At 35.8% G+C, this 22,457-nt stretch carries 19 protein-coding genes; 5 read left to right on the top strand and 14 right to left on the bottom strand.

The window, feature by feature from the left end:
- Positions 1-506: 506 nt before the first annotated feature.
- Together JF76_RS02190 and pfkB are read right to left on the bottom strand one after the other, a co-directional pair.
- Positions 507-2,426, bottom strand: coding sequence for a fructose-specific PTS transporter subunit EIIC (locus tag JF76_RS02190; protein ID WP_045927634.1), 1,920 nt, complete (start codon positions 2,424-2,426; stop codon positions 507-509).
- A gap of 1 nt (position 2,427) precedes the next feature.
- Positions 2,428-3,357, bottom strand: coding sequence for a 1-phosphofructokinase (pfkB, locus tag JF76_RS02185; RefSeq protein WP_045927633.1), 930 nt, complete (start codon positions 3,355-3,357; stop codon positions 2,428-2,430).
- 120 nt (positions 3,358-3,477) lie between these two features.
- Here pfkB and JF76_RS02180 point away from each other — a divergent pair, with 120 nt between their 5' ends.
- On the top strand, positions 3,478-4,239 hold the full coding sequence (locus JF76_RS02180) for a MurR/RpiR family transcriptional regulator (protein WP_045927632.1): 762 nt from the start codon (positions 3,478-3,480) through the stop codon (positions 4,237-4,239).
- Positions 4,240-4,305: 66 nt separating this feature from the next.
- On the opposite strand, the gene JF76_RS02175 is transcribed toward JF76_RS02180, so the two are convergent.
- Both JF76_RS02175 and JF76_RS02170 read right to left on the bottom strand, forming a co-directional pair.
- Complete coding sequence (locus JF76_RS02175; RefSeq protein ID WP_045927631.1) at positions 4,306-5,301, bottom strand: tagatose 1,6-diphosphate aldolase; 996 nt, start codon at positions 5,299-5,301, stop codon at positions 4,306-4,308.
- A gap of 144 nt (positions 5,302-5,445) precedes the next feature.
- Positions 5,446-8,298, bottom strand: a complete 2,853-nt coding sequence (locus tag JF76_RS02170) for a TIM-barrel domain-containing protein (protein WP_052697051.1) — start codon at positions 8,296-8,298, stop codon at positions 5,446-5,448.
- A gap of 201 nt (positions 8,299-8,499) precedes the next feature.
- Between JF76_RS02170 and JF76_RS02165 the strand changes: the two genes are divergently transcribed.
- The 4 genes from JF76_RS02165 to JF76_RS02150 all read left to right on the top strand — a co-directional run bounded on the left by JF76_RS02165 (position 8,500) and on the right by JF76_RS02150 (position 14,892).
- The gene (locus JF76_RS02165) at positions 8,500-10,518 is read left to right on the top strand and encodes a hypothetical protein (protein ID WP_045927630.1); all 2,019 of its coding nucleotides are present in this window, start codon (positions 8,500-8,502) and stop codon (positions 10,516-10,518) included.
- Positions 10,519-10,651: 133 nt separating this feature from the next.
- Positions 10,652-11,437, top strand: a complete 786-nt coding sequence (locus JF76_RS02160; protein ID WP_052697050.1) for a MurR/RpiR family transcriptional regulator — start codon at positions 10,652-10,654, stop codon at positions 11,435-11,437.
- A gap of 121 nt (positions 11,438-11,558) precedes the next feature.
- A complete protein-coding gene (locus JF76_RS02155) occupies positions 11,559-12,998 on the top strand; it encodes a glycoside hydrolase family 1 protein (protein WP_045927629.1) in 1,440 nt (479 codons plus the stop codon).
- On the top strand, positions 12,991-14,892 hold the full coding sequence (locus tag JF76_RS02150) for a glucose PTS transporter subunit IIA (RefSeq protein ID WP_045927628.1): 1,902 nt from the start codon (positions 12,991-12,993) through the stop codon (positions 14,890-14,892). Before JF76_RS02155 ends, JF76_RS02150 begins: the two co-directional genes overlap by 8 nt.
- Before the next feature lie 82 nt (positions 14,893-14,974).
- Here JF76_RS02150 and JF76_RS02145 read toward each other — a convergent pair whose 3' ends face one another.
- The 10 genes from JF76_RS02145 to JF76_RS02100 form a co-directional block, all read right to left on the bottom strand.
- Positions 14,975-15,376 carry a PTS sugar transporter subunit IIA gene (locus JF76_RS02145; RefSeq protein ID WP_045927627.1) on the bottom strand — a complete coding sequence of 134 codons (402 nt, stop codon included), beginning with the start codon at positions 15,374-15,376 and terminating at the stop codon, positions 14,975-14,977.
- Between the two features lie 59 nt (positions 15,377-15,435).
- Positions 15,436-16,254, bottom strand: a complete 819-nt coding sequence (locus JF76_RS02140) for a PTS system mannose/fructose/sorbose family transporter subunit IID (RefSeq protein WP_045927626.1) — start codon at positions 16,252-16,254, stop codon at positions 15,436-15,438.
- Entirely contained in the window at positions 16,241-17,164 is a 924-nt protein-coding gene (locus tag JF76_RS02135) for a PTS mannose/fructose/sorbose/N-acetylgalactosamine transporter subunit IIC (protein WP_045927625.1), read from the bottom strand. The genes JF76_RS02140 and JF76_RS02135 overlap by 14 nt, the downstream gene beginning before the upstream one ends.
- A gap of 10 nt (positions 17,165-17,174) precedes the next feature.
- Positions 17,175-17,663: a PTS sugar transporter subunit IIB gene (locus tag JF76_RS02130; RefSeq protein ID WP_045927624.1), complete on the bottom strand. Its 489-nt coding sequence runs from the start codon at positions 17,661-17,663 to the stop codon at positions 17,175-17,177.
- A gap of 165 nt (positions 17,664-17,828) precedes the next feature.
- On the bottom strand, positions 17,829-18,995 hold the full coding sequence (locus tag JF76_RS02125; RefSeq protein ID WP_045927623.1) for an SIS domain-containing protein: 1,167 nt from the start codon (positions 18,993-18,995) through the stop codon (positions 17,829-17,831).
- A gap of 23 nt (positions 18,996-19,018) precedes the next feature.
- Positions 19,019-19,735, bottom strand: a complete 717-nt coding sequence (locus JF76_RS02120) for a GntR family transcriptional regulator (RefSeq protein ID WP_045927622.1) — start codon at positions 19,733-19,735, stop codon at positions 19,019-19,021.
- Between the two features lie 156 nt (positions 19,736-19,891).
- Positions 19,892-20,128, bottom strand: coding sequence for a hypothetical protein (locus tag JF76_RS02115; protein ID WP_045927621.1), 237 nt, complete (start codon positions 20,126-20,128; stop codon positions 19,892-19,894).
- A 34-nt stretch (positions 20,129-20,162) separates the two neighbouring features.
- Positions 20,163-21,581 (bottom strand): PTS transporter subunit IIC, encoded by a 1,419-nt coding sequence (locus tag JF76_RS02110; RefSeq protein ID WP_045927620.1) that lies wholly within the window; start codon positions 21,579-21,581, stop codon positions 20,163-20,165.
- 21 nt (positions 21,582-21,602) lie between these two features.
- Positions 21,603-21,917 (bottom strand): PTS sugar transporter subunit IIB, encoded by a 315-nt coding sequence (locus JF76_RS02105; RefSeq protein WP_045927619.1) that lies wholly within the window; start codon positions 21,915-21,917, stop codon positions 21,603-21,605.
- A gap of 11 nt (positions 21,918-21,928) precedes the next feature.
- On the bottom strand, positions 21,929-22,417 hold the full coding sequence (locus JF76_RS02100; RefSeq protein ID WP_045927618.1) for a PTS sugar transporter subunit IIA: 489 nt from the start codon (positions 22,415-22,417) through the stop codon (positions 21,929-21,931).
- Positions 22,418-22,457: the final 40 nt, after the last annotated feature.

Raw genomic sequence — 22,457 nt, 5'->3', positions numbered from 1 at the left:
CACAACGTTAACTGTTATTTAATTTGACAAAATCTTATTAGAACAAGGTTATACGGTTAATTGCTACTAGCAAGAACATGCGTTTGTATAGTGCAACTTTAGCCAAATGAAAGCTTTTTTTGCAACACAAATGAAAAACATTGGCCAGCTTTGCATATTTATGCTATAAAAGTGATATAGTTAATTTAAAATTTGGTAGAAAGGAAATTACAGAATGAGTAGGTTTGAAGTCACACTTGACGAAAAAGATTTGCAAATGCTTGAAGATTGCCATTCAAAAAATCCTTCAATTATGAAGGCATTAAATGAAGCAAAAAAGGTTGAAGACTAATTGTTTAAACCAGGAAGCATTAATATGCTTTCTTTTTTGTACTTTTAGAATAGTAGTTACCCTTAAATTAATATGAATAGATCCGATTATAAAATTTAAAAATGCAAACGAAATGAGGTTCGTAAGTTATAAAACTTGCGGACCTCACTTCATTTAGCCTTCTGTTTTTTATATATTAATTATTTTTAAACAAATTTTGAATTTCTGCAGGCGTATTGGCTGCTTTTAACTTTGCAATAAAGTCTGCGTGAGTCAAAAGCTTGGCAGTATTGGATAAGTATTGCAGATGAGCATTACTATCGACTTGTGGTATCAGAAAAGAAATGACCGTATCAATCTTTTTGCCATCCAATGATTGCCAATCAATCGGTTGTTTGAGTTTTAAAACGATCATTGAAGACTTGGTAATTGCTGCTGACTGGGCGTGGGGAATGGCAAAACCGTCCGTCATCCCCGTAGAGCCCTCTTTTTCACGCTTAACGTAACTATTGTAAACAGTTTCGCTGTCATTAGCCAAGTTGTTTTTGACGGCAAAATCTGCTAAATACTTTAGTGCATCTTCACGACTCGCAACATCAACACCAACTTTAATATTTTGTAAATCAAGAATATCACTTGGATCAAAAGTTTCTTCTTTGCTTTCTGCTTGCTGGTCAGATGTGTCGTCAACACTAAGTGCAATTGCAGAGTCAGTTGCAGTTGCTAAAGCATCTTTTTTAGCAAATCTGCCGGCGATTAGAGCTAACAATGCACCGGAAATAGCCGATCCAATCAGAATCCACAATACCCACAAGAATGGTTTATTAACTAATGGTAAAACAATAAAGCCACCATGAGGAGCAGGCACACTAATCTTGGTTATATAAGTTAAAACTGACGCAACTGAAGAACCAATCATAAAAGCTGGGATATTCCATAACGGGTGTTTAGCGGCAAATGGAATTGCACCTTCGGTAATGTGAGTAGATCCCAGTAAAAAGTTGACATAACCTGCTGCTTTTTCACTTTTAGAATATGCTTTGGGATTCATTAATACTGCAAAGCCTGTTGCAAGCGGTGGAGCAATACAAGCAGCAGAAACTCCTGCCATAAAGTAGTAGTTTCCTTGAGCCAGTAATACCGTACCTGTAACATAGGCAGCCTTATTAATAGGACCACCAAAGTCTGCTGCACACATTATGCCCACAATAATTCCTAACAATGCAGGATTAGTATTTTCAAAACCTCTAAGCCAAGACATTAAACCAACGTTCAATGCTTTAATTGGGGTATTTAACAGGTACATAATTGATCCTGTAATTAATACTCCAATAACTGGTAAAAGAAAGATTGACTTCAATCCTCTAAACTTATCATCAGGCAATGGCTGGAACAGTTTCTGCAGTCCTAAAACAACAATTGCTGCCAGATAACCGCCAACGATGGCTCCTAAAAAGCCACCGCCACCGTTGAAGGTGATAAAACCGGCAGCCAAGCCGACTACAAAACCCGTCCGTTGCGCCAAAGCTTCAGCAATATAAGCTCCTAAAACTGGAGCCATTAGGTTCATAGTAGTACTGCCGACTGTATTTAGCATCGCAGCAAATTGGTTATATTCACTGCTTTTAGGATTAGCCGAATCAATTCCCCAGAAAAATGAGATAGCTATCAAAACCCCACCGGCAACAACAAATGGCAACATATGAGATACACCATTCATTAAAGATGTATAAATCTTATTACCCAGTTTTTGATTCCCAACATTATCAGTATTTGCACCTTTAGCTGTTTGTCCTTCTTTATAAATAGGAGCTGCTAATGCTTTCTTAATTAAATCATCTGGTTCTTTGACACCTCTTGCAACTGGAACTACAACTAGGCGTTTGCCTGCAAAACGATCCAGTCCAACATCAATATCTGAGGCAACAATTACGGCTTGCGCATCTGCAATTTCTGCACTTGTTAAATTATTTTCGATACCAGTTTGACCGTGTGTTTCAATTTTGATGGTATAGCCAAGCTTTTCTGCAGCTTTTTCCAGCGCTTCTTCTGCCATAAACGTATGGGCAACGCCAGTTGCACAACCAGTTGCACCAACTAAATCATATTTAGCCACTTTAATTCATCCTTTCTGTTACTGAAATTTGTGGTAATAAATTATCTAAAGAAAAATCTGTCAGTCCAGTGCGACTAGCCGTATCGCTTCCTGCAGCTACAGCTATTTTGAGAGCCTCACTAATAGGTTTTTTCTTTTCCAAAAAGGCAATGAAGGTACCAAGCATTGTATCCCCTGCACAAGCTGAATTAACCACTTGTATTTTAGGAGCATTGGCAAACAGGATATGCCGTTCATTAATAAAAGCTGCTCCATTAGCACCTAAAGAAACCAACACATTTTGGCAACCCAGTTTAACTAGCTTTTGAGCAAAAGCGACTGTTTTCTCGTCTGTCATTTCACCCTCATAATTAAAAAAAGCTGCCAGTTCTGCGTCATTGGGTTTAAGTAAAAACGGTTGATATTTTAAAGTATCGATTACTTCAAGGTAACTACTGTCAACTACGAATTTTGCCCCCTGTTTTTGAACTAATTGAGCCAGTTGTACTAAATAGTGAGGTTTAATTCCCCGAGAAAAACTTCCGGAAACAACTACCATATCATCCTTAGTTAGCGTGCTTTCAAGATAATCCAAAAATTGGTTTTGTTTTTCCAAGCTGACTTCTGGACCCGGGTTAACTTGTTTGTACTCTGTTTTTTCATCTAAAACATCCGTAAAAACATTAACTCTGGTTGGATCTTTTACCTTCAAGAAATTGGTTTGAATCCCCTTTTCCTTTAAACCTGAAATGACATAATCTAATGTAAAGCCGCCACCAATACCAGTAGCTACACTATCAATGCCTAATTTCTTTAAAACGAACGAAACATTGACCCCTTTACCATTAGGTTGCAATTCAAATTTTTCAGTTCTATTAACTACCTTTGGTTCCAGCTTTTGGGTTACAATTACCAAATCAATCGCTGGATTCAACGTTATTGTATAAATCACAGATTTCTCCCCTTTTTTTTGCCTTTTGCATTATTATAGAAGTTAAAAAGTGTAACGTTTTTCCAAATTGATAGCGTTTACTATAATTTGTAGGAAAATATTTACAAAAGGAGTGCTTAAATGCCAAATAAAGAACTTTCTTCAGCAGAATTACATCTCTGGAATATCGTAGAAAATAATCCCCAAAAGATTGCTAATATGTCGATAGTAAAACTAAGTCAATTTGCAAATGTCTCGACTGCGACAATTGTGCGCACTATGCAAAAAATGGGTTACAGTGGTTACACTTCTTACCGTGAAGCTTTGAAACTAAAAAGCAATTCAAATTCTACCTTTAGTGTGTTAAATGATGCTGACGATAAAATTAAAAGCGTGATTACTAAAAACGAAATTGAAATGAACAATACACTGCATAACCTAAGTTACAGCACAATCGAAGACAGTATTTCGCTCACTAAACAAGCTAAAATCATTTTTATCTTTGCTCGCGGACTATCTGAATCAATTGCTCACGAAATGATGGTTAAATTACAATTAACCGGAAAATACTGTGAATTTCATTCTGACCCAAATATTATTAAGACGATTGCCTGTAAGATCAAGAAAGATTCATTAGCAATTTTTATCACTTTGAACGGTGAAACTGAGGAATTGGTCACTGCAGCTAAAGCATTAAATAAAAACGAAGTGCCTATCTTGACATTCACTACTAATTCATCTGGTAGTATTTTGCCCTTTTCCACTCTATCCTTTATCGGTTACAAATCTAAAACTAATTATTTTCCCGAGTACGAGGTCAGATCACGCTTGCCATTACAAATAATGACGCGTATTTTTAGTGATGCTTATTCAGTTAGAACTGATTTTTACAAGAGCAAATAAAAAGCCTTCTATACTAATTAAAGTATAGAAAGCTTTTTTAACTTCCAATTATCAAAGCTGGTAAAATTAGTCAGCAACTTCTAACTTATCACGCCAAGACTTGGCACCTTTAAGTGCCTCATTTAAGTTTTCAATATTTTCTCTGCCGTGAGTTGATAGCCACTTTCTACCGGCTGTTTCACTTTCAGCAGCAAATGGCTTGATAGCTGGTTTCCAAGTAGCACGGCCGCAAAGAACGCCGTTGAAGTCAGCACCGGCTTCTTCAGCCATTTTAATTTCAGCAATAAATTCTTCACTGGTTACACCAGCAGATAAGAAAATATAAGGCAAATCAGTTATATCAGACTGCTTTTTAAGCAGATCCTTAGCTTCTTCTTGAGTGTAAACAACGTTGTTGTCCCCATTAAAGCCTTCAACAAACTTGATATTAAATGGAATTTCCACTTTAAGTACAGTTACATCATATTCAGGCTTTGAAAATTCTTTCATTGTCTTCAAGACCTTATCAGCTTTAACTTTCGCAAATTCTTCACTCTTAGCATCAGCAATATTGGCATCATAAGTCAGAACTTCCAAAAAGAATGGTAATTCGTTCGCTTTTGCTTCTGCACCAACTCTCTCAACGAAAGCTTGTTTTTTATCATTAATTTCTTGACCTTCATCAGGATCATAGTAAACCAAAAACTTAATGGCATCTCCGCCTTCATTTTTAATCCTTAATCCAGACTGATTAGCAATTAAGTCAGGCATTCTGCCAGGTTTGGTGGTATCATAGCCGGTTTTTTCATAAGAAAGTAATAATCCACAATTTTTGTCTCTAACTTTAGTTGCCGGCAAACCGTATTCCGGGTCAGTCAAAATTGATGAAGCGTAAGGAGTTAACTCACTGGAAACTGCTTTTTTAAAATCAACAATAGTTGTTTCATCAGCAGGTTTATTAGCAGCCTCTGCTAACATCTTTTTCAAAGAGCCACGTTGATCGATTGCCAAAGCACTGATTATACCATCAGTTGTTGACAAGTTTGCCATATGTTTGGCAACTGCTGCAGAAATTGTTTTCATTATATATCTCCTTTAACATTTTCTTTAATCGCACAACTATTATTATATACTGATAAAGTTGCCTTTTAAAGAAAAGCAAGAGTTTTAGTAAACTTTTTCACAACTATCATTACATCGGAAAAACTTTACCATTCTTATTTAAGGCTATTTTTGCTCTTTTTTGTCCGCTTTCTTAGTTTGGCAGCTAATTCTTGCTCCCCAAGAAGATGCCTTTAAGTTCTTAATCGCTCTGACTTTAAAAGTATGAGCTGTTTCAGACCTTAGGTTGCTGAGGGTAAAGCTTGCCTTTTTAATATTGGTATACAAGAGATTGTCAATTTTAAGTTGATAACTATCGCAATCAGCTACAGGTTGCCATGATACCGTGATGGAATCTGCAGTAGTTTTTTCATCATCTTGTACCAAATTAGTCGGAGCTGTCAAAGAATCATCTTCTGCTGGCAAACTGTTAACTGGTGTCGCACTTGTATCGATGCCAGCAATTTTAACAGTTATTTCGTTTTGGCTAGTATTGGTCTGACCTAGTTTTATTCTCAAAAATGTTTGCTTTAAATTGGTGCTAAATTCTTTTAAGTATGGGTTAACCAAGTAATTTTGATCAAAGAAATAGCAATTTTCTTGATTTTGAAATTCAGCTATACTATTTACTTCATTCAAACTAATTTCTTGATTGCCAACCACAGTTTTGACAGCCTTTGGTGCTTTTTTGGTTCTGATATCAATTTCCGTTGTTTTTTCCGGATCAAAACTAGTATATGTACCTTTAGTTTTAGCAATTTGAATAGTCAGATCAGAACCCAACAAATGACTGCTTACTTTGGTTTGAGCATAATCACCCTGCTGGTACTTAGCTGAAAAGCCATCATCTTCATAAACTGAAAAGCTACTGTTTCCACTTGGATAAACTATAAATTGGCGTTGTTTTTTCAGATCAAGGTATTCCTTAGGTGTATTCGTCGCTGGTGCTACAGGAACTATTGCTCCTGCTTTAACAAATACAGGCAATTTCCATAATGGTGCATCAAAGTTATTAATTACTTGACCGCCACGATATTCTTGACCAGTAAAATAATCAATCCAGACTTGATTTTTATCTGGTAAATATATTTCGTTTCTGATATCGTTACCCACTTCATCACTGGCAGTGTCTTGGTAAATCGGAGCAACCAAGAAGTTCTCTCCCCACAAATACTGGTATCTGACCAAATTAGTATAAAATTGAGGCACATCAGGATATTCCAAGAACATTGCACGCACCATAGGTTTACTGGTAAAGGTTGCTTGCGCTGCGATGCTATAAATATATGGCATCATCATTGACTTTTGTTTGAGGTATGCACGGTTAAGTTTATTTGTAATACCACCAAATACAAATGGGTTTTTAGGATTCTTGCCCCAGCCATCCATATTTAATTGAATTGGGGTGAAAGCTTTCCACTGATAATCTCTAGTGTTAATAATTGGCTTTTGACCTCCAAAAATGCCGTCCATGTCTGACGCAACGTTAGGCTGCCCTGAAAGTCCTTCGCCGATATAAGTTGGTATTTGGAAGCGGATATATTCCCACTCACCACCTACTTCGTCTCCAGTCCAAACCGTACTGGTATTTTGAGTTCCTGCCCAGCCATCAACAGTAATAATAAATGGTCGCAGTTGGTCACCTTTGATTTTGGCAATCATCTTGGCAGTACTTTGAGTGGCATTTAAGCCGAACGAATAACCATGGCCAACCCAGGCCTCATCAGTTTTAAGTGCAGTGACACCGGCAACCAGTTCTTTTTCAAAATCACGGTCATCGGGTTTAGGATTGGCAGGATCTACTGGGGCAAGATTTTGCTGGGTCCAAAGTCCTACTTGCACACCTTTACTATTAGCATATTTAACAAACTCAGCTAAATTCTTGAGGTTACCTGCTAATGAATCAGTTTGACCATATCCAGCTCCATAACCATCATTAGGCAAGAACCAGCCTATAGGCATATCATTTTGCAGATATTGTTCGAGCATGGCACGGGCACTAAACTGATATGAAACCCCGCCATGTTCACCGTTAAGCGTTTCCCTGATTGACTTTGGTTTTAATTCTGCCGGTAAATCTTTGGGCTGATATTCACGATAATACTTGCCATCAGGATATTTAATCGCCCCCTTTTCATCAGGTTTAACCTCAACCCAATAATCACGGTTATATGCATTTAGATGAGCTTCATAAAAACCGAAAACTGGCGTTAGAGCGGGCCTACCAGTTAGTTTATGATATGCATTAATTAAGTTATATGCAGAGTCGGCAAAGAAATAAACGGCATCAAAACGATTTTCTTCATGAGTTGTCGTAATCTCGTTGTTCAAAGTGCTATTAAAGTCATAATGTCCGGGCTTAAAAGTATTGCGAATTACACCATAACCGGCAGTTGACCAGTAAAAAGGATTAGGTGAAGCTACACCTTGATCAACCCAGTTATTAGTATTAACAATTTCGATTTTTTCTCCTGCCAGGGTGAAACGACCGTTTTGGGTACCTCCACCAAAGTAGTTACAATTATGATCAACTAAAGTTTGAACAGTTGCTGAATTTGTCAGTTTAATTGACCGTGCCTCTTTTAATACCGCCTTACCGTTTTTAGTAACGCTCATTGTAGCGTCATTTTTAACTAAATTGATTGCAATTGCACCCGTATCAATTTGCCAGCCGTTTTTGGTTACATGGAGACTGGCATCGTTCATTCCTTGGGCACTATATATATCTGTCAAGAAAATTTGCGCATGCAATCCTTTTTCAGATTGTTCTGGTTCTTGAAATTTCTGGCTGGGATCAATATATAACCCGAATGTTTTTGAATCTAGTATATAGAGACGGCCAGTTAGTCCATGTGCATAATGAATCTCAAAATAACCAGTTTGTCTAGTTACTTCAGTGATATGTTGCAATTCTAAATTACTAGTTTCTGTTTTTTGATTTGAGTTAGTTGCTTTATTAATTGTTCTCTCCTCCTTCATATTAGAAGAACATTAATCTTTCTTAAAATATTTGATAAAGCTGATTATATGCTAAATTTGCGAAAGGATAAATAGCTAATAACGAAATTATTGTCCAACCACTTATTTGCTTTTCTTCCTAAATCTCAGGATAAGCAGTAACATATTATGCTAAAATTAAGACAAAATGAATAATGATTTTTACACAGGAGCAACTACAATATGACTTTTATTTACACTTTAAGATACATGCTTGATCCCAGAGCAAACACTCCAACTAAAGACGAAAAACTAATTGAATTTGTTAAAAAAGGCAAAATTGATGATGTCGCTTTTTTTATAAATGGTGAAGAACTAAACCATAGCCACTTAACTAAAGCTGAGACTCAAGTATGGTTAGATGCAATTAAGCCGTTACAAAAAAAGTTATCTGAGATAGGCGTAACAACTAGTTTAAATCCTTGGACAACCATTATGCATTCAGATCGAGGCTACCAAGTTAATCCTGAAATTGGCTTTAATACTTTTGTTGATCTTGATGGTAATAAAGCCAAGGATATGGCTTGTCCAGCGGATCCAACATGGCGCAAATATTTAGCAAATACATACGCACAATATGCCAGTATCCATCCCCGCAGGTTATGGCTGGAAGATGATTTTCGTCATTACAACCATTCACCACTTAAATTAATGTGTTTTTGTGAATATCACATGCAACTTTATAATGAGAAATTAGGTAAAAAGGAAACACGCGCAGAATTTGTTAAAAAGATGTTGCAACCGGGGAAACCTACTAAAGAAAGACAAGTTTACCTTGATCAGGCTCGTCAAGAGATGATTGAAACTGAGCATATAATTGAGCAGGCTGTTCACAAGGTTAGTCCTGAGACAGATCTGGCACAAATGACTTCCTATCCTAATTGGCATGCTCTTGAAGGTCGTGATTGGGACAATTTATTTAAGGCCCAGGCTGGAAAAGGACATCCCAAGGTGGCTCGGCCTCATTTACCTGCTTATAATGAAGTTGCTCCATTACAATATGGCAGGTATTTCGAAGAATATACCCGCATTACCGCTGCATTTTTAGGAGAAGATGCCGAGCTATACCCTGAATTAGAAAGCTATATGTACTCACCCTTAGTTAAATCAACTTCATTTACCGCATTTCAAATTATTACTTCTGCCCTAATCGGAAGTCAGGGAATTCTGCTTAATTTATTTGACATGATGGGCAACGGTATCAATGATAGTTGGCACTATGCAGAAATGCTCGCTCAAATTAAACCGTTTGTTAACCAACTATTAGAAAATCGTCTGCCGATAGACCATCTGCGTGGCATTAGAGTTTTAGTTGATCAAGACTCTAGTTACTATTTGCAAACTAAAACTGGTAAGAATGTCGAGGAGCTGTTACCTCACGAAAAGAATTGGGCCAGTCTTTTGGGAGCCTTTGGTTTTGCTACAACAATTCTGCCTATTAGTAAAAAAACTTCATTGAAAAATGAAGTAGTTGCTATTTCTGGCCAACTTTTACGCAACTTAACAAATGCACAAGTCACTGAATTAGTTAAAAACAATTTTGTATTGCTTGATGGTGAAAGTGTCCAAGTTTTATTAGACCGAAAATTAGGTAATTTACTGCATATTGAAAAAGCCGAGTGGCACCCCGTTCGTTCAAATTATCAGGTTTTTGAACAGGCAGATGGACAGACAGTTGATGGTGTTAAAAGCCCGCGAATTACTATGTTGCAGCAAACCGGAAACTATTTGAAAATTGATTATCAACCGCAAAGTTCTGTAAAAGTGTGGTCATTTGCCTATAACGCAGTTGATGAAAAATTGGGTAACGTTATGGCTGTTATCGACCAGCATATTGTTGTCCTCCCGATGGATCAAGACTTGCGCTATGGTTGGGAATCGCAATTTACTACCTATAAACAAGGCTTGTTGCAGCAAATGCTTGATAGTATCAAACCAGTAGACTATTTAGTAGATATGCCTAATGTTAAACTGTTAGTTGAAAACAATGGTCAAAAAGTTTGGCTAGCCAACTTTACTCTAGACGACTATCAACAACTAAAATGGCACTTAGGAGAACCATTAAAGAGTAATGAAGCTACAATTATTAGAAAGGTCAATAATACTGTCAGGAAAACTCAAGTTCAGATTCGTGTTGAAAATGACATTGCTTTTATTGATGAAGCTCTAGCACCATTAGAGACAATCCAAATACTGTTTTAGATTTAATATAAACAAAAAATAACGCCTAGTCTTTTTCAAAACTAGACGTTATTTTAGCCATATCACTATTTGTAATATTTTTTATACTAAGTTTAAAATGGTAGAGAGCGGATTTTAGCAAGGTGAAAATAGAATGATCAATGCAAATAACTTAGGAATATTAAATTCATTAACAGAACTAATTAATTCTCATTATGATAGTAATAATCATGCAATAGCATCATATTTAGTAAAAAACATTTCCCACTTGGACCAGATTACTGTTAACGAAATTATGGATAATGCATATGTTTCCCGTTCTGCGGTCAGAAGATTTTGTGAGAAATTAGGATATTCAAGTTTAGAGAATCTAAAAACCTCTTTTTCTAAGATTATCTTCCCCAGTGATATTAGACATAGAACAAAAGAGGACTATCAAACAAATAATGTTAAACTAACAAATTTAATTAAAAATATGCTCGATGATATTAACTCTGTTTTTGGTGTAACTGAACTCAATCAAATCGTTGATAAAATTCATAATCATAATGAGGTTATTTTGTTATGTGCTAACAATACAAGTAGTACGTTAGTAAAATTTCAACAAGAAATGATATACGCAAATAAAATAATTGTTGTGCTTGACCATAAATACAGGACTAGTAAATACCTTAAATCTTTAAAACCAAATTCATTATTATTTACGGTTTCAACCTCTGGAAAATATGCTGAGGTGATAAACGATCTCATAAATGAACTTCCCGGAGATAAAATGATTATCACTGGTAATCGTAATAAAAAATTAGCAAGTTCATATAATGATGTGTTCTATATTAGTCAAAAAAGCTTTTCAGAAGATTATCTGGGCATTTATGGCAAATATGGTATTACATATTTGTTTGACCAGATTTTTCTACGTTATGTTAATTCATATCATTAAACCTGACCCTTAGTACAAGAGCAAGTGGTTCAAAATTTGAACCACTTGCTCTTTTTTTTGTTGCTAATATAGCAATGTAGATAGCGCTATCAAATTTATAAAAACTAATGGAGGAGAATTAATGAGAAAGTTTTCAGAGGTTTTTAAAGACAAAGACTTTTTGTGGGGCTCTGGAACCGCAGCTTATCAGTGCGAGGGAGCCTGGGATCAAGAGAAGAAAGGACTTGGTGAATGGGATTACTTTAATCATAAGAGTAATTTAAATATTAATCATGTTAATGGAGATGTGTCAGCCGATTTTTTTCATAAATATAAAGAATACATTGATTTACTCGCTGCTGACCATCAAAACACCTTTAGATTTTCAATTGCTTGGGATCGAATTATTCCAAATGGTGTAGGTGAAGTTAATCAGGAAGGTATAGAGTTCTATAACCGTGTAATCAATTACTGTATTGAAAAGGGGTTAGAACCAAATGTTTCTTTGTTTCATTACGATTTGCCTTATGAATTAGCTATTCAAGGTGGATGGCTTAACAGAAAATTAACTGATTACTTCGCCAGTTATGCCGAAGTTTGTTTTAAAAATTTTGGAGACCGAGTGAAGATTTGGTGCACAATTAATGAACCCAGATACTATAGTTACTGCGTCAATATTGTTGGTAATTATCCACCTAATAGGAAATTAGATTTCCAGTCGTATTTTCAATATCAATATAATCTAATGTTGGCAAGTGCTAAGGCAGTTAGGATTTTCCATGATTTAAAAATTGATGGCATTATTGGTATTGTACATGACAACGGTAACGTTGAAATCGATCCTACAACTAAGAATATCAAAAAAGTTCATTTATTTGGTGACTTCTTTTATAATAGGCAAATACTTTGTCCTGCATTATTGGGAAAAATGCCAGAAGAAACTGAAAAAGTCATTAATGACTTTAACTGTATGTTGTATAAAAAAGAAATCGATCAGAAAATTTTTGCTGAAGGTAAAGGAGACTATTTAGGATTAAATCTATATAATCGTCAATATTTAACCGATGGAACAGATAAAGAAACAAAAGTTTTCCACAACAATAAAGGTTGCAAAAGCAAGATTACTGAGGGAATACGAATAAAAAATGTCTTTGAAACCTCCTTTGACCCAAACGTAAAAAGAAATAAATGGGGGCGTGAAGAACTACCAAGAGTTATGTATACGGCTCTCAAAGAAATACAACAAAGTTATAATCCTAATCTTATTTTGATTACTGAAAATGGACATGGTGGCTATGAAACAGCAGACTCAAAGGGATTTGTTAAAGATGATAAAAGGATTGAATTGACATCCAAGTTTCTGCACTATCTTTTAAAAGCCAAAAGCGAAGGTGTTAAGGTACATGGATATTATCATTGGTCGGCTATGGACTTATATAGTTGGATTAATGGATACGACAAGCGGTATGGACTCATTCGAGTTGACTTTAAAAATAATTTAGCCTTAACACCTAAAAAAAGTTATTACTGGTACAGAGACTTTATTGACCAATATTTTAGCGGGGCATTAAAAAATGGTTAAAGAAAATTTCAAAAATATTGCTACTGATATTTTAAATTCAGTTGGCGGTAAAGATAATATTTCTGACATATATCATTGTGCAACTAGGTTAAGGATTGTAGTAAACAATCCAAATCTTGTTGATCAAGAAAAATTAAAGAAAGTTGACGGAATTAAGGGGGTTGTTATAAAAGGTCAAGAAATTCAAAGTTTCATAGGAACAAAGGTTAACGAGTATTACAGCAAATTAGTACCAGAACTGCACTTAAATGAAAAAGTAAATTTAAAACAGGATAAATCTGAAAAATTAACTTTTAAAAATGCTTTATCTAAAGTACTTGACTTCATCAGCGGTATTGTTTTACCTATCATGCCCGTTATTGTAGCAGCAGGATTTTTATTAGCAATATTAAATATGTGTAAAACATTTTTCGGCATGAATCCCAAAAGCGGTACAGCTATAGTCCTGACTAGCATAGCTTCAGCAGGGTTCTACTATATACCTATTTTTGTAGGATTCCAAAGTGCAATAAAAATGAAAATTCCTGCAGCCATGGGAGCATTTTTAGGTGCAATCTTAACTTTTAGTGATATTAACAATGTATCCGGTTTGAGTTTTTTAGGTATTCATTTACCAAAAATGCAATATAATGGAACGTTGCTTACCTCTATTTTAGGTGTGATTTTATTAGCTTTAATATATAAGTTATTCGATAAAGTTATGCCAAAAGAAATTACTTACTTTTTTACTCCCTTACTTTCAATATTAATTGCAGCTCCTTTGACACTTGTTATTATTGGACCTATCAGCAATAATATTAGTTTTGCTATTGCAGGCTGTTTTAATTGGCTGAGTGCAAAAGCAAACTGGCTTGCTTTCACGCTATATAGTGCGTTAAATCCTATTTTAGTAATGTTTGGCATTGATAAGGGATTTGTACCTATAGCAATGAATAATGTTTCTGAATTGGGCTATGACACACTTATTTATCCGGCAGCATTACCAAGTAACGCTGCTATGGGAGCTGCGGCAATTGCTATCGCTGTTTTTAGTAAGAAAAAAATTACCAAGGGAGAAGGATTTTCTGCAGGCTTTACTGGTTTGATGGGAATAACTGAACCGTCTATATTCGGCTTTCTTTTACCTTATCGTCGTGCATTAATTGGAGCAATATCAGGCGGTGCTATTGGAGGACTAGTAGGTGGAATATTACATATAAAACAAGGTGCATTAATGGCTCCCGGTTTTATCTCTTTAATTTCTTACTTTGTAGGTAAGAACCCCACTTTAAACTTTACCTGTGGGATAATAACCTGGTTAACTGGTATCATTTCAAGCTTTATAATTACAACGATCTTGCTTAAGGCAGACAAAAACAGAGATCAAAATGTTTTGTTTAAAAATGATACAAAAATCATTGTAAAAAAAGAAAACTCAATTTCTAGACCTATTAAGGCTGTTGAAAACTTTTCAGCACCTGTTTCGGGTAAAGTAATTCCCTTAAATCAAGTAAATGATGATATGGTTGCTCAAAAAATCTTAGGGGACGGGTTTGCTATTATACCTTCTAATGGAAAAATTTATTCACCAGTAAACGGTACGATTAGTTCAATTTTTAAAACTAAACATGCCATCTGTTTAAAATCAGATAATGGACTGGATATTTTGCTTCATCTGGGTATTGACACTGTTGAGCTTAAGGGGAAGCCTTTTGACATTTTAGTAAAGGAAAAAGATAAAGTTGAGCGTGGTCAATTAATTGGAAAAATGGATATAAAACAAATTACTGATGCAGGTAAAGATCCGACAGTATTGGTACTAATTACTTCAAAGGATAAAGTTAAAGATCCAGTTGAACCAACCGTAAAAGAAACTAATTTTGGAGATACGGTAACGTCATTGTCAATATATTAATTCACCTTCATTCTGATCTTTAATATAAACAAAAAATAACGCCTAGTCTTTTTCAAAACTAGACGTTATTCATTTACATAAATTACTTTTTCATACTAGACAACATTTCGTTAACATCGACAATTCCTGCTTTACCAGCAGTCACAAAATCTGATTCTGCACCGCTCATTTGACTGTTAAGCCACTCGATTACAAGTGGTAAATTCATTCCCGAGATTAAGTGAATCTTTTGACCACCCATAATCATGCGACTAACAACATTAGCTGGGGTTCCACCCATTAAATCGGCAAAAACAGTGATGTCTTCAATATTCATTCCTGAAATCTGCTCTTCAAATTTTGACTTAAAATCATCTGGGCCTTCAGATGGAAGCAAGCAAACTGTGTGCACATGTTCTTGCTTACCCATAATTAATTCGGCACTGGCTTTTACGCCCTCTGCCATTTTACCATGACTAATTAAAATTAATTCTTTTTCTGCCATACTTTATCTTTCCATTTAATACTCAATATTATTTAGCTTAAAGCTACTACCAAATTTAATTATATCTTAGCAATAACTCCAAGGCCACCTAAAATAATACAAAGTACTAAAACAATAAAGATTGCCTTGGTTGAAGTCATACCCTTCTTACCCAGAAGCCAGTAAACAAAACCTACGACAGCAGCTGGTAAAAGCTTAGGCAGGATCATATCCAAATTATTTTGAACATTCATAGTAACTTTGCCAATTTTAGGTGCCCAAGCAAATTTAATGTTTACCATAGTGGCGACAAGAGCACCAACCATAAATACACCCAAAACAGTAGCGGAATCAGTTAAAGCGTTTAAGCGATCTCTCATATCAGTAACAAGGGAAACACCTTTATCATAAGCAAAATGAAGTTGCTTCCAACGAAAGACACAGATCAATAGGCAGGCAATTACCCAAATGATAACCCCAACTGGGTTACCTTGAGTAGCCATGGAGGCGGCCAAAGCACCAAAAATAGTTGGAATCAAAGAGGCAAAAATCGAGTCACCGATAGCGGCAAACGAACCCATCAAACCAACTTTGATACCGGTAACGGTGTCTTTTCCTTCAATACCTTCGTTTTCCTCAACCGCAAGGTCAAGTCCAGTAATAATTGTATTAAAGAAGTTAGAAGTGTTAAAGAACTGCATATGCGTCTTCATCATTTCTCTTAACTCTGGAGTATCGTCACCATATATTTTTCTCAATTGCGGCAAAATAGTGTATAAATAACCACTATTCTGCATTCTTTCATAGTTCCAGCCTAACTGGAAACCAAACAAAGATCTCCGGTTAATTTGATTAAAGTCTTGATCGGTTAATTTATATTTAGGTTTAGAGTTCGTCATCAGTAATCTCTCCTTCATCGTCATCAGAGCTTGAACTTGCATCATTACTTTGACTTTCAGTACTTTGTGCTTGAGCAGTACCTTTATTTATTGGAATATTCTTGTAGTGTAAAATTGCAAGAGCTAATCCTAACATTGCAATAGCAAGCATTGGCAAGCCATTGAAAATAGTGGTGAAACCTTTGTTAACAGCCGACAGGCCTGTACCCAAAGCTTGCATTCCACTAAACAGAACTGAGAACAAAGTCGTAATTGTAAAGCCAAGAATCAAATATGCTGCATGTCTCTTAACTGGTAAGTACCGAAGCAAAACAGCAAAACCAACTGCTGGTAATGTAGCACCAGCAACAGTCAAACCATTACCAAGCCACAACAAGTCTCCATTTAAGGCATTTGCAATTTGTTGTACTAGCCCTTGACCAAAGGCCAATGCGATAAAGACAGGGACTGCACGTGAAAGTGACCACGGAATTGCACCATACAAAACATTTCTTTCGACAGCCTTATAGTTAATTTTGTCTTGATCAATCAAGTGATCAATTCTGTGTGAAAAGTAAGTATTGGCAAATCTTGCCAAAACATCCAGTTCAATCATAATAGCAGCAACTGGAACAGCAATTGAAGAAATAGCTGTTTGAGGACTCATACCTTTAATACTAGTTGAAAATGCTGTAGCCAAAACTGTACCGGTAGTAGCGTCAATTCTTGAAGCACCACCAAAAGTACCGATACCTAAAACTGTCAACTGCATTGACGCACCAATGAATAGTCCAGTTGGCAAATCGCCCATAATCAGACCGGCTATCAATCCAGCGCCTACTGGTGTGTTTAACGATGAATAAATTTGCAATTCATCTAAAATTTCTAATCCTGCATATAAAGTAAGCAGTAATATTTGCCACCAAGCCATTTTTCTCCTCCTACTTCATCTTTTCATTTATCAATTTCATTAGATCCCGTGATTCAACACTAGGATTTAATTGGGCAATTAAGTTAACGCCTTTGCCAGAAATCTCTCTAAAAATATCGGCTTCATGCTCATTGATATTAACTTGCTTAGTCAGTTCAGTAGTGTCATCTTGTTTAGACATATTACCAACATTGATGGTGTCAAGCTTGATACCCTTGTTAAGCAAATCAAGAAACTTATCAGGTTTTTTTGCTACCAGAAATAATCTTTGCTTACCGTAACGATTTTTCTTTAAATGATCTGCAGCAACTTCAGTTGGTAAAACACTCAGCCTGGTAGACATTGGGGTAGCCATTCTAAGGCCACTTTTTTGAATATCATCTTCAGCTGCTTTTTCATCAAGAACGATAATCCGTTCTACTTGCAACTGAGGAGTCCACAAGTTTGCTACCTGTCCATGAACCAAGCGTTCATCAACTCTTGCTCCCACAATATTCATAATTCTTCCTCCATATCTTTTAAGGAAATCTAAATATTACAAAAAACGCTTTCACACTTTTTATAATAAGGTACCAACCAATTTTTGTCAATATGTATTTTTTATATTTAAAAAGTTTATCATTAAAATCATAGTGATATCGTTAGTACCCACAACAAAAGCATATTAGTTGAATTCGTGAATGGTAACACCCTTGACCACACGATTTACCGTACCCGTTGGTGAAGGTGTATCTGGCTTATTGTTAACTTTGATTGACGTGAGCAATGCAATTGTTTGACCAAACATGACATCAGGCAGGGCTAAGTATGCATCTGGTAACAATTCTTTGTTAGAAAACATGAATGATTCACCTGAGAAATCCTGCCCCTGCTTTTCTTGACCAACTGCCATCACGAGCGGCACAATTTGATCATCCCTGATTTCGTTTAAAATATCTAAGTCGTATTGCCTGGTATAAGTATTGTTAGAGACAAAGTCAAAGACGATCGTCTTCTTGTCAAGGAAGGATTTTGGACCGTGACGCAAGCCCATTGAAGTATCAAATAATGCGGCAACTTCTCCCGCAGTTAATTCCAAAATTTTGAGACGTGTTTCTTCAGCTAAGCCACCCAGACTGCCACTACCAATATAAGTAATTCGATTAAAGTCAATGTCAACTAAAGATTGAATTTCATCTTCACGCTCAATGACACTCTTACCCATTTGAGCAATTTGACTAACAATATGTTCTTTCTTTTCGTCAGATAAAGTATCAAAGACTAGAAGTGCCATTAAACTCATGCAAGAAAATGAACCCGTCATGGCAAATCCCTGATCTAGTGACTTTTCAGGCATTAATAAAACCAGTCCAGTGGGATCTCCCTTTAAATCCTGTGCTAAATGTCCCTCTGGTGCACAAGTAATTGCTATTTGATATAAATTTTTAACTAGCTTTTTAGCTAACTCTACAGTTGCTACAGATTCCGGTGAGTTACCACTGCGAGCAAATGATACCAGAATTGTAGGAGTATCTTTTTCCAAATAATCTTCAGGGGTAGACACAATTTTGGTCGTATCAATTGCTTCAAAGTCATATTTTTTTCTGTCACCATGTTTTTGTAAATATGGCATAATCGTATTGCCAACATATGCACTAGTACCGGCACCGGTAAAAATAACTCTAACTTTACCCCATTTTTGATTTATCTGGCTCAGAAAATCAATGATTTTGGACTTGTTATTCTGATAAATTGACCAAGTTTGTCCCCATAATTCAGGCTGCTTTTCAATTTCGCGAGTAGTAATTTTAGCGCCCATTTTTTCTAATTCTGCATCTGTTTTTGAAAACATAATTATTTTCCTTCCTTATGTAACTAAGATAAATCATTATATTGACGTGAACGATAAACGAATTTATCGCCTCTAGCCAAAGAAATTGTAAACTCTACTGGTACATTTTTATCATTAATAGTCTTCCGAAAAATTTTTAAGCTTGGTGCACCAACTTTTTCCGCCAGATTTCTGCTTTCTTCTTGATTAAGACAAACAGCTTCAACATCTTCAAAAGCCATTACGCTGATTTGGTCATATTTTTCTTTCATGACATCATAAAGCGGCTCAGCATTTAAATCGTTTAGATTGAGTTTGGGAAATAATTTTTCCGGTAAATAAGTTCTACTAAAAATGCGTGGTTGGTTATCAGCAAGACGCAAACGAACTAGCTCGTAGGCTTTTTCTCTCGGCCCCAAATTCAATTGTGCAGCAATATTTTTATCTGGAGTAATTAAGTCTAAACTTAGATTTTTAGTTGAAGCTTTTTGCCCAGTTCGTTTTAATTCTTCTGAAAAAGAATACATCCCACCAATATTAGGTTGATCAAGAAAAGTACTTGAAACAAAAGTGCCTTTACCATGAAGACGATAAATCAGTCCCCGTTCTTCAAGATCCAGAAGTGCTAACCTAACTGTATTACGGCTAACCCCATATTTAACCAATAGTTGTCGTTCACTAGGTAATTTGGCATTAGGTTTCATATTTTTTATCTGTTTTTCTAAGTCTAAAATTACTTGTCGATAAAGTGGTTTTTCCATTAATACCCCCTCCTCAATTAACTGGTTGATACCACTTAAAGTTTATCAGAGAAAGCGGTTTATTGCAATTTGATTTCTACAAAATATTGCTAATTAAAACTTATTTTTACATAAAAATACCATTGAGATTGAGCTTCCCAATGGTATTTAATAAATTTATTTACTTAGCTTATTGCCTTTCCAATCATAGTATTTTTGACTAAGGCGATTTTTAGGATTATCAAAAACAACGATTCGATATAAGGCATAAATTGTACCAACCATGGCAATTAGGCTTGTTATCCAATTTTTAAATAAAATCTGTAGCAAGTTAACCACAATTACAACAATCGCCCAAAAAAGGATGCGATTCCTTCTTGCTTTTTCCTTAGCCGTTACTTTTGTTTTCTTCAATTTAGTCACCCTTAAGCCAAAACATTATTAATGATTAATTAGCCTTTTTAGCTGCAGCGTATTCTGCATTTCTCTTCTTCATCTGTTTTGCATACCAGATAAATAAGAGCAGGTAAACTGCCAAAGCGATTAAGGCATAAACTATAAACATTCCTTGTTGTTTCCAGGCATTTCCCACTAGGTAAGCCAAGAATTTTTCAACTGGACCTTCCATAGTAGTGTCTGAAACCAATGTATGTGCAGGAATAGCCGCACCTACTGAGTGAGCCATGTTGGTAACAAATGGACCAACCATAGTACCTGCCCAAAGGAAGATAGGTAATTCAACGGTTCCAATGATAATCATCCGAATAATTTTACCACGAGTAACAACTAGCAAAGCCGGAGTAACACCCATAGCGATGATGCCACCTAAAGGCATTAGTCTGTTACCTGGCAAAACCATTGCTTCAAGCATCATAATTGGAGCCAAAACATTTGCGGCAGCCCAAATTTCAGAACGGCCAGCTAAGAATGGCCAGTCAAGTCCGATATTAAAGGTACGACCAGAAAACTTCTTGGTAGCAAAATCGGCAATACCTTGAGACAAAGGCTCAACGGAAGCGATGAACCATGAACCAATTACAGAGAACAGTTCAATACATGAACCACCAATAAATGATAGTGTAAACATGTCTTTCCATCCCTGCTCAGTAGCGAAATTATTGCCAGCTAGCAAAGAAACAAACACACCAAGGTAAACGCCAATAGCAAATCTACTGCCCCAAAATCCGATTTTTTCGTTCAATTTAGTAGAATCAAAGTCAAATTTATCAAGCCATGGCAAACATTTATCAAAGAACTTATTGAATACCATTATGATAGGATTCATCATATAGTTCATGTGCGTAGTAGTCATTGGGTTGCCTTCAGGGGCATCTAATAAGTCATTAAATGTTGGCTTCATTAAGTCAGAGTTAATAATTTTCATTGTGCCAATGAAAAGGACTAACAAAGTTGATAGCCAAAGAGGGGCACCGACATAAACACAGAACAAACCATCGAATGCCAGGTGCCAAACATCAAAGATATCTACATCAAGCGTGTTTGTCTTATTTAATACCAGTAGAACAACATTTAAAATAATTAAAACTAGCAGATAAAACAAGGTATATGGTGATCCCCAAGTTATAGTAGCAAGTGGAGCCCAACCCATATCCTGCATATCCATGTGGATGCCAGTATGCTTAACAAATTGCATCATTGGCTTTTGAAATGCTGTCGTCAGCATATTCATAACATTACCTATCGCTGTAATAGCAATAGCTAATTTTAAACCACCTTCTAAGGCCTTAGTGAACTTGACGCGAAACAGTACAGCGATTAACGTCAAAACAATTAACATTATTGTAGCTGCACCCATATCAATCAAAGGCTTAAAAAGTGAGTTAGCAAAACTAATTATCCCATTCATTTTTTATTTCCTCATGAAATCTTATTTAGCATTAATTTCTTTAACAACTTTTTCCACATTGTCATAAACTGGTTTAGCCATAGCAGGTATACGGTATAAAATTGCTCCTGCATCAATTAATGGAATTTTTGGTTTAAAGGAAAGATCAGTTTTGGCAATTGTCAAATAACCATCATAATGTGATAAAAGATCTTCATTGACATCCTTAATCATATAGGCATCAACTTTGACGTTATAACCACGCTTTCTCATTTCTTCTTCAACTGCATCCTTAATTTGGTGAGATGAGTTTACCCCAGCACCACATGCAGCTATAAATTTTACTTCTCTGCTCATAAAAAGCCCTCCTACTGTTGACTAAAATTCTCACTTAAAAACTGATAAATTTTATCAGTCTCGGTAAGATTGAATAATGTTTGTAACTTTGAAACGGATGTAAGTCTAAGAAAGTCCATAATTTGTGCTAAAATGTTTGCTTGTCCTTCTGGATTATTATTCAAAATCATAAACAGAAATTTTACAGGCAAACTCTGATCAGGTGCAATCATGTTTTTGAAAGATACTGGTGCCTTTAAAGCAACAGGCACTATCAAACAAGTATTAACAAACTCTCCTTCAGTATGCGGTACAGCAATGTTGGGTAATTCCTTTGCAATAGGTGAAGTATCTATCCCGGTCGGATATTGTTGTTCACGCTGGTTAATTCCATTGAAAAAGCCATCGTTGACCAAATCAAGAGCAAGTAATTTATCCGAAACTTCCTTAAAAATTGTGGTTGGTTCTGATGCATCACTTACAAATACTGCATTTGCAGAAAACAAGTTATTTTCTTTCACAAATTAGGCCCTCCTTAACAATAGACAAGCTTTCGCTTTT

The organism is Lactobacillus kullabergensis (assembly GCF_000967195.1).
Classification (GTDB): domain Bacteria; phylum Bacillota; class Bacilli; order Lactobacillales; family Lactobacillaceae; genus Lactobacillus; species Lactobacillus kullabergensis.
This window is presented reverse-complemented; position numbering and strand designations above follow the sequence as displayed.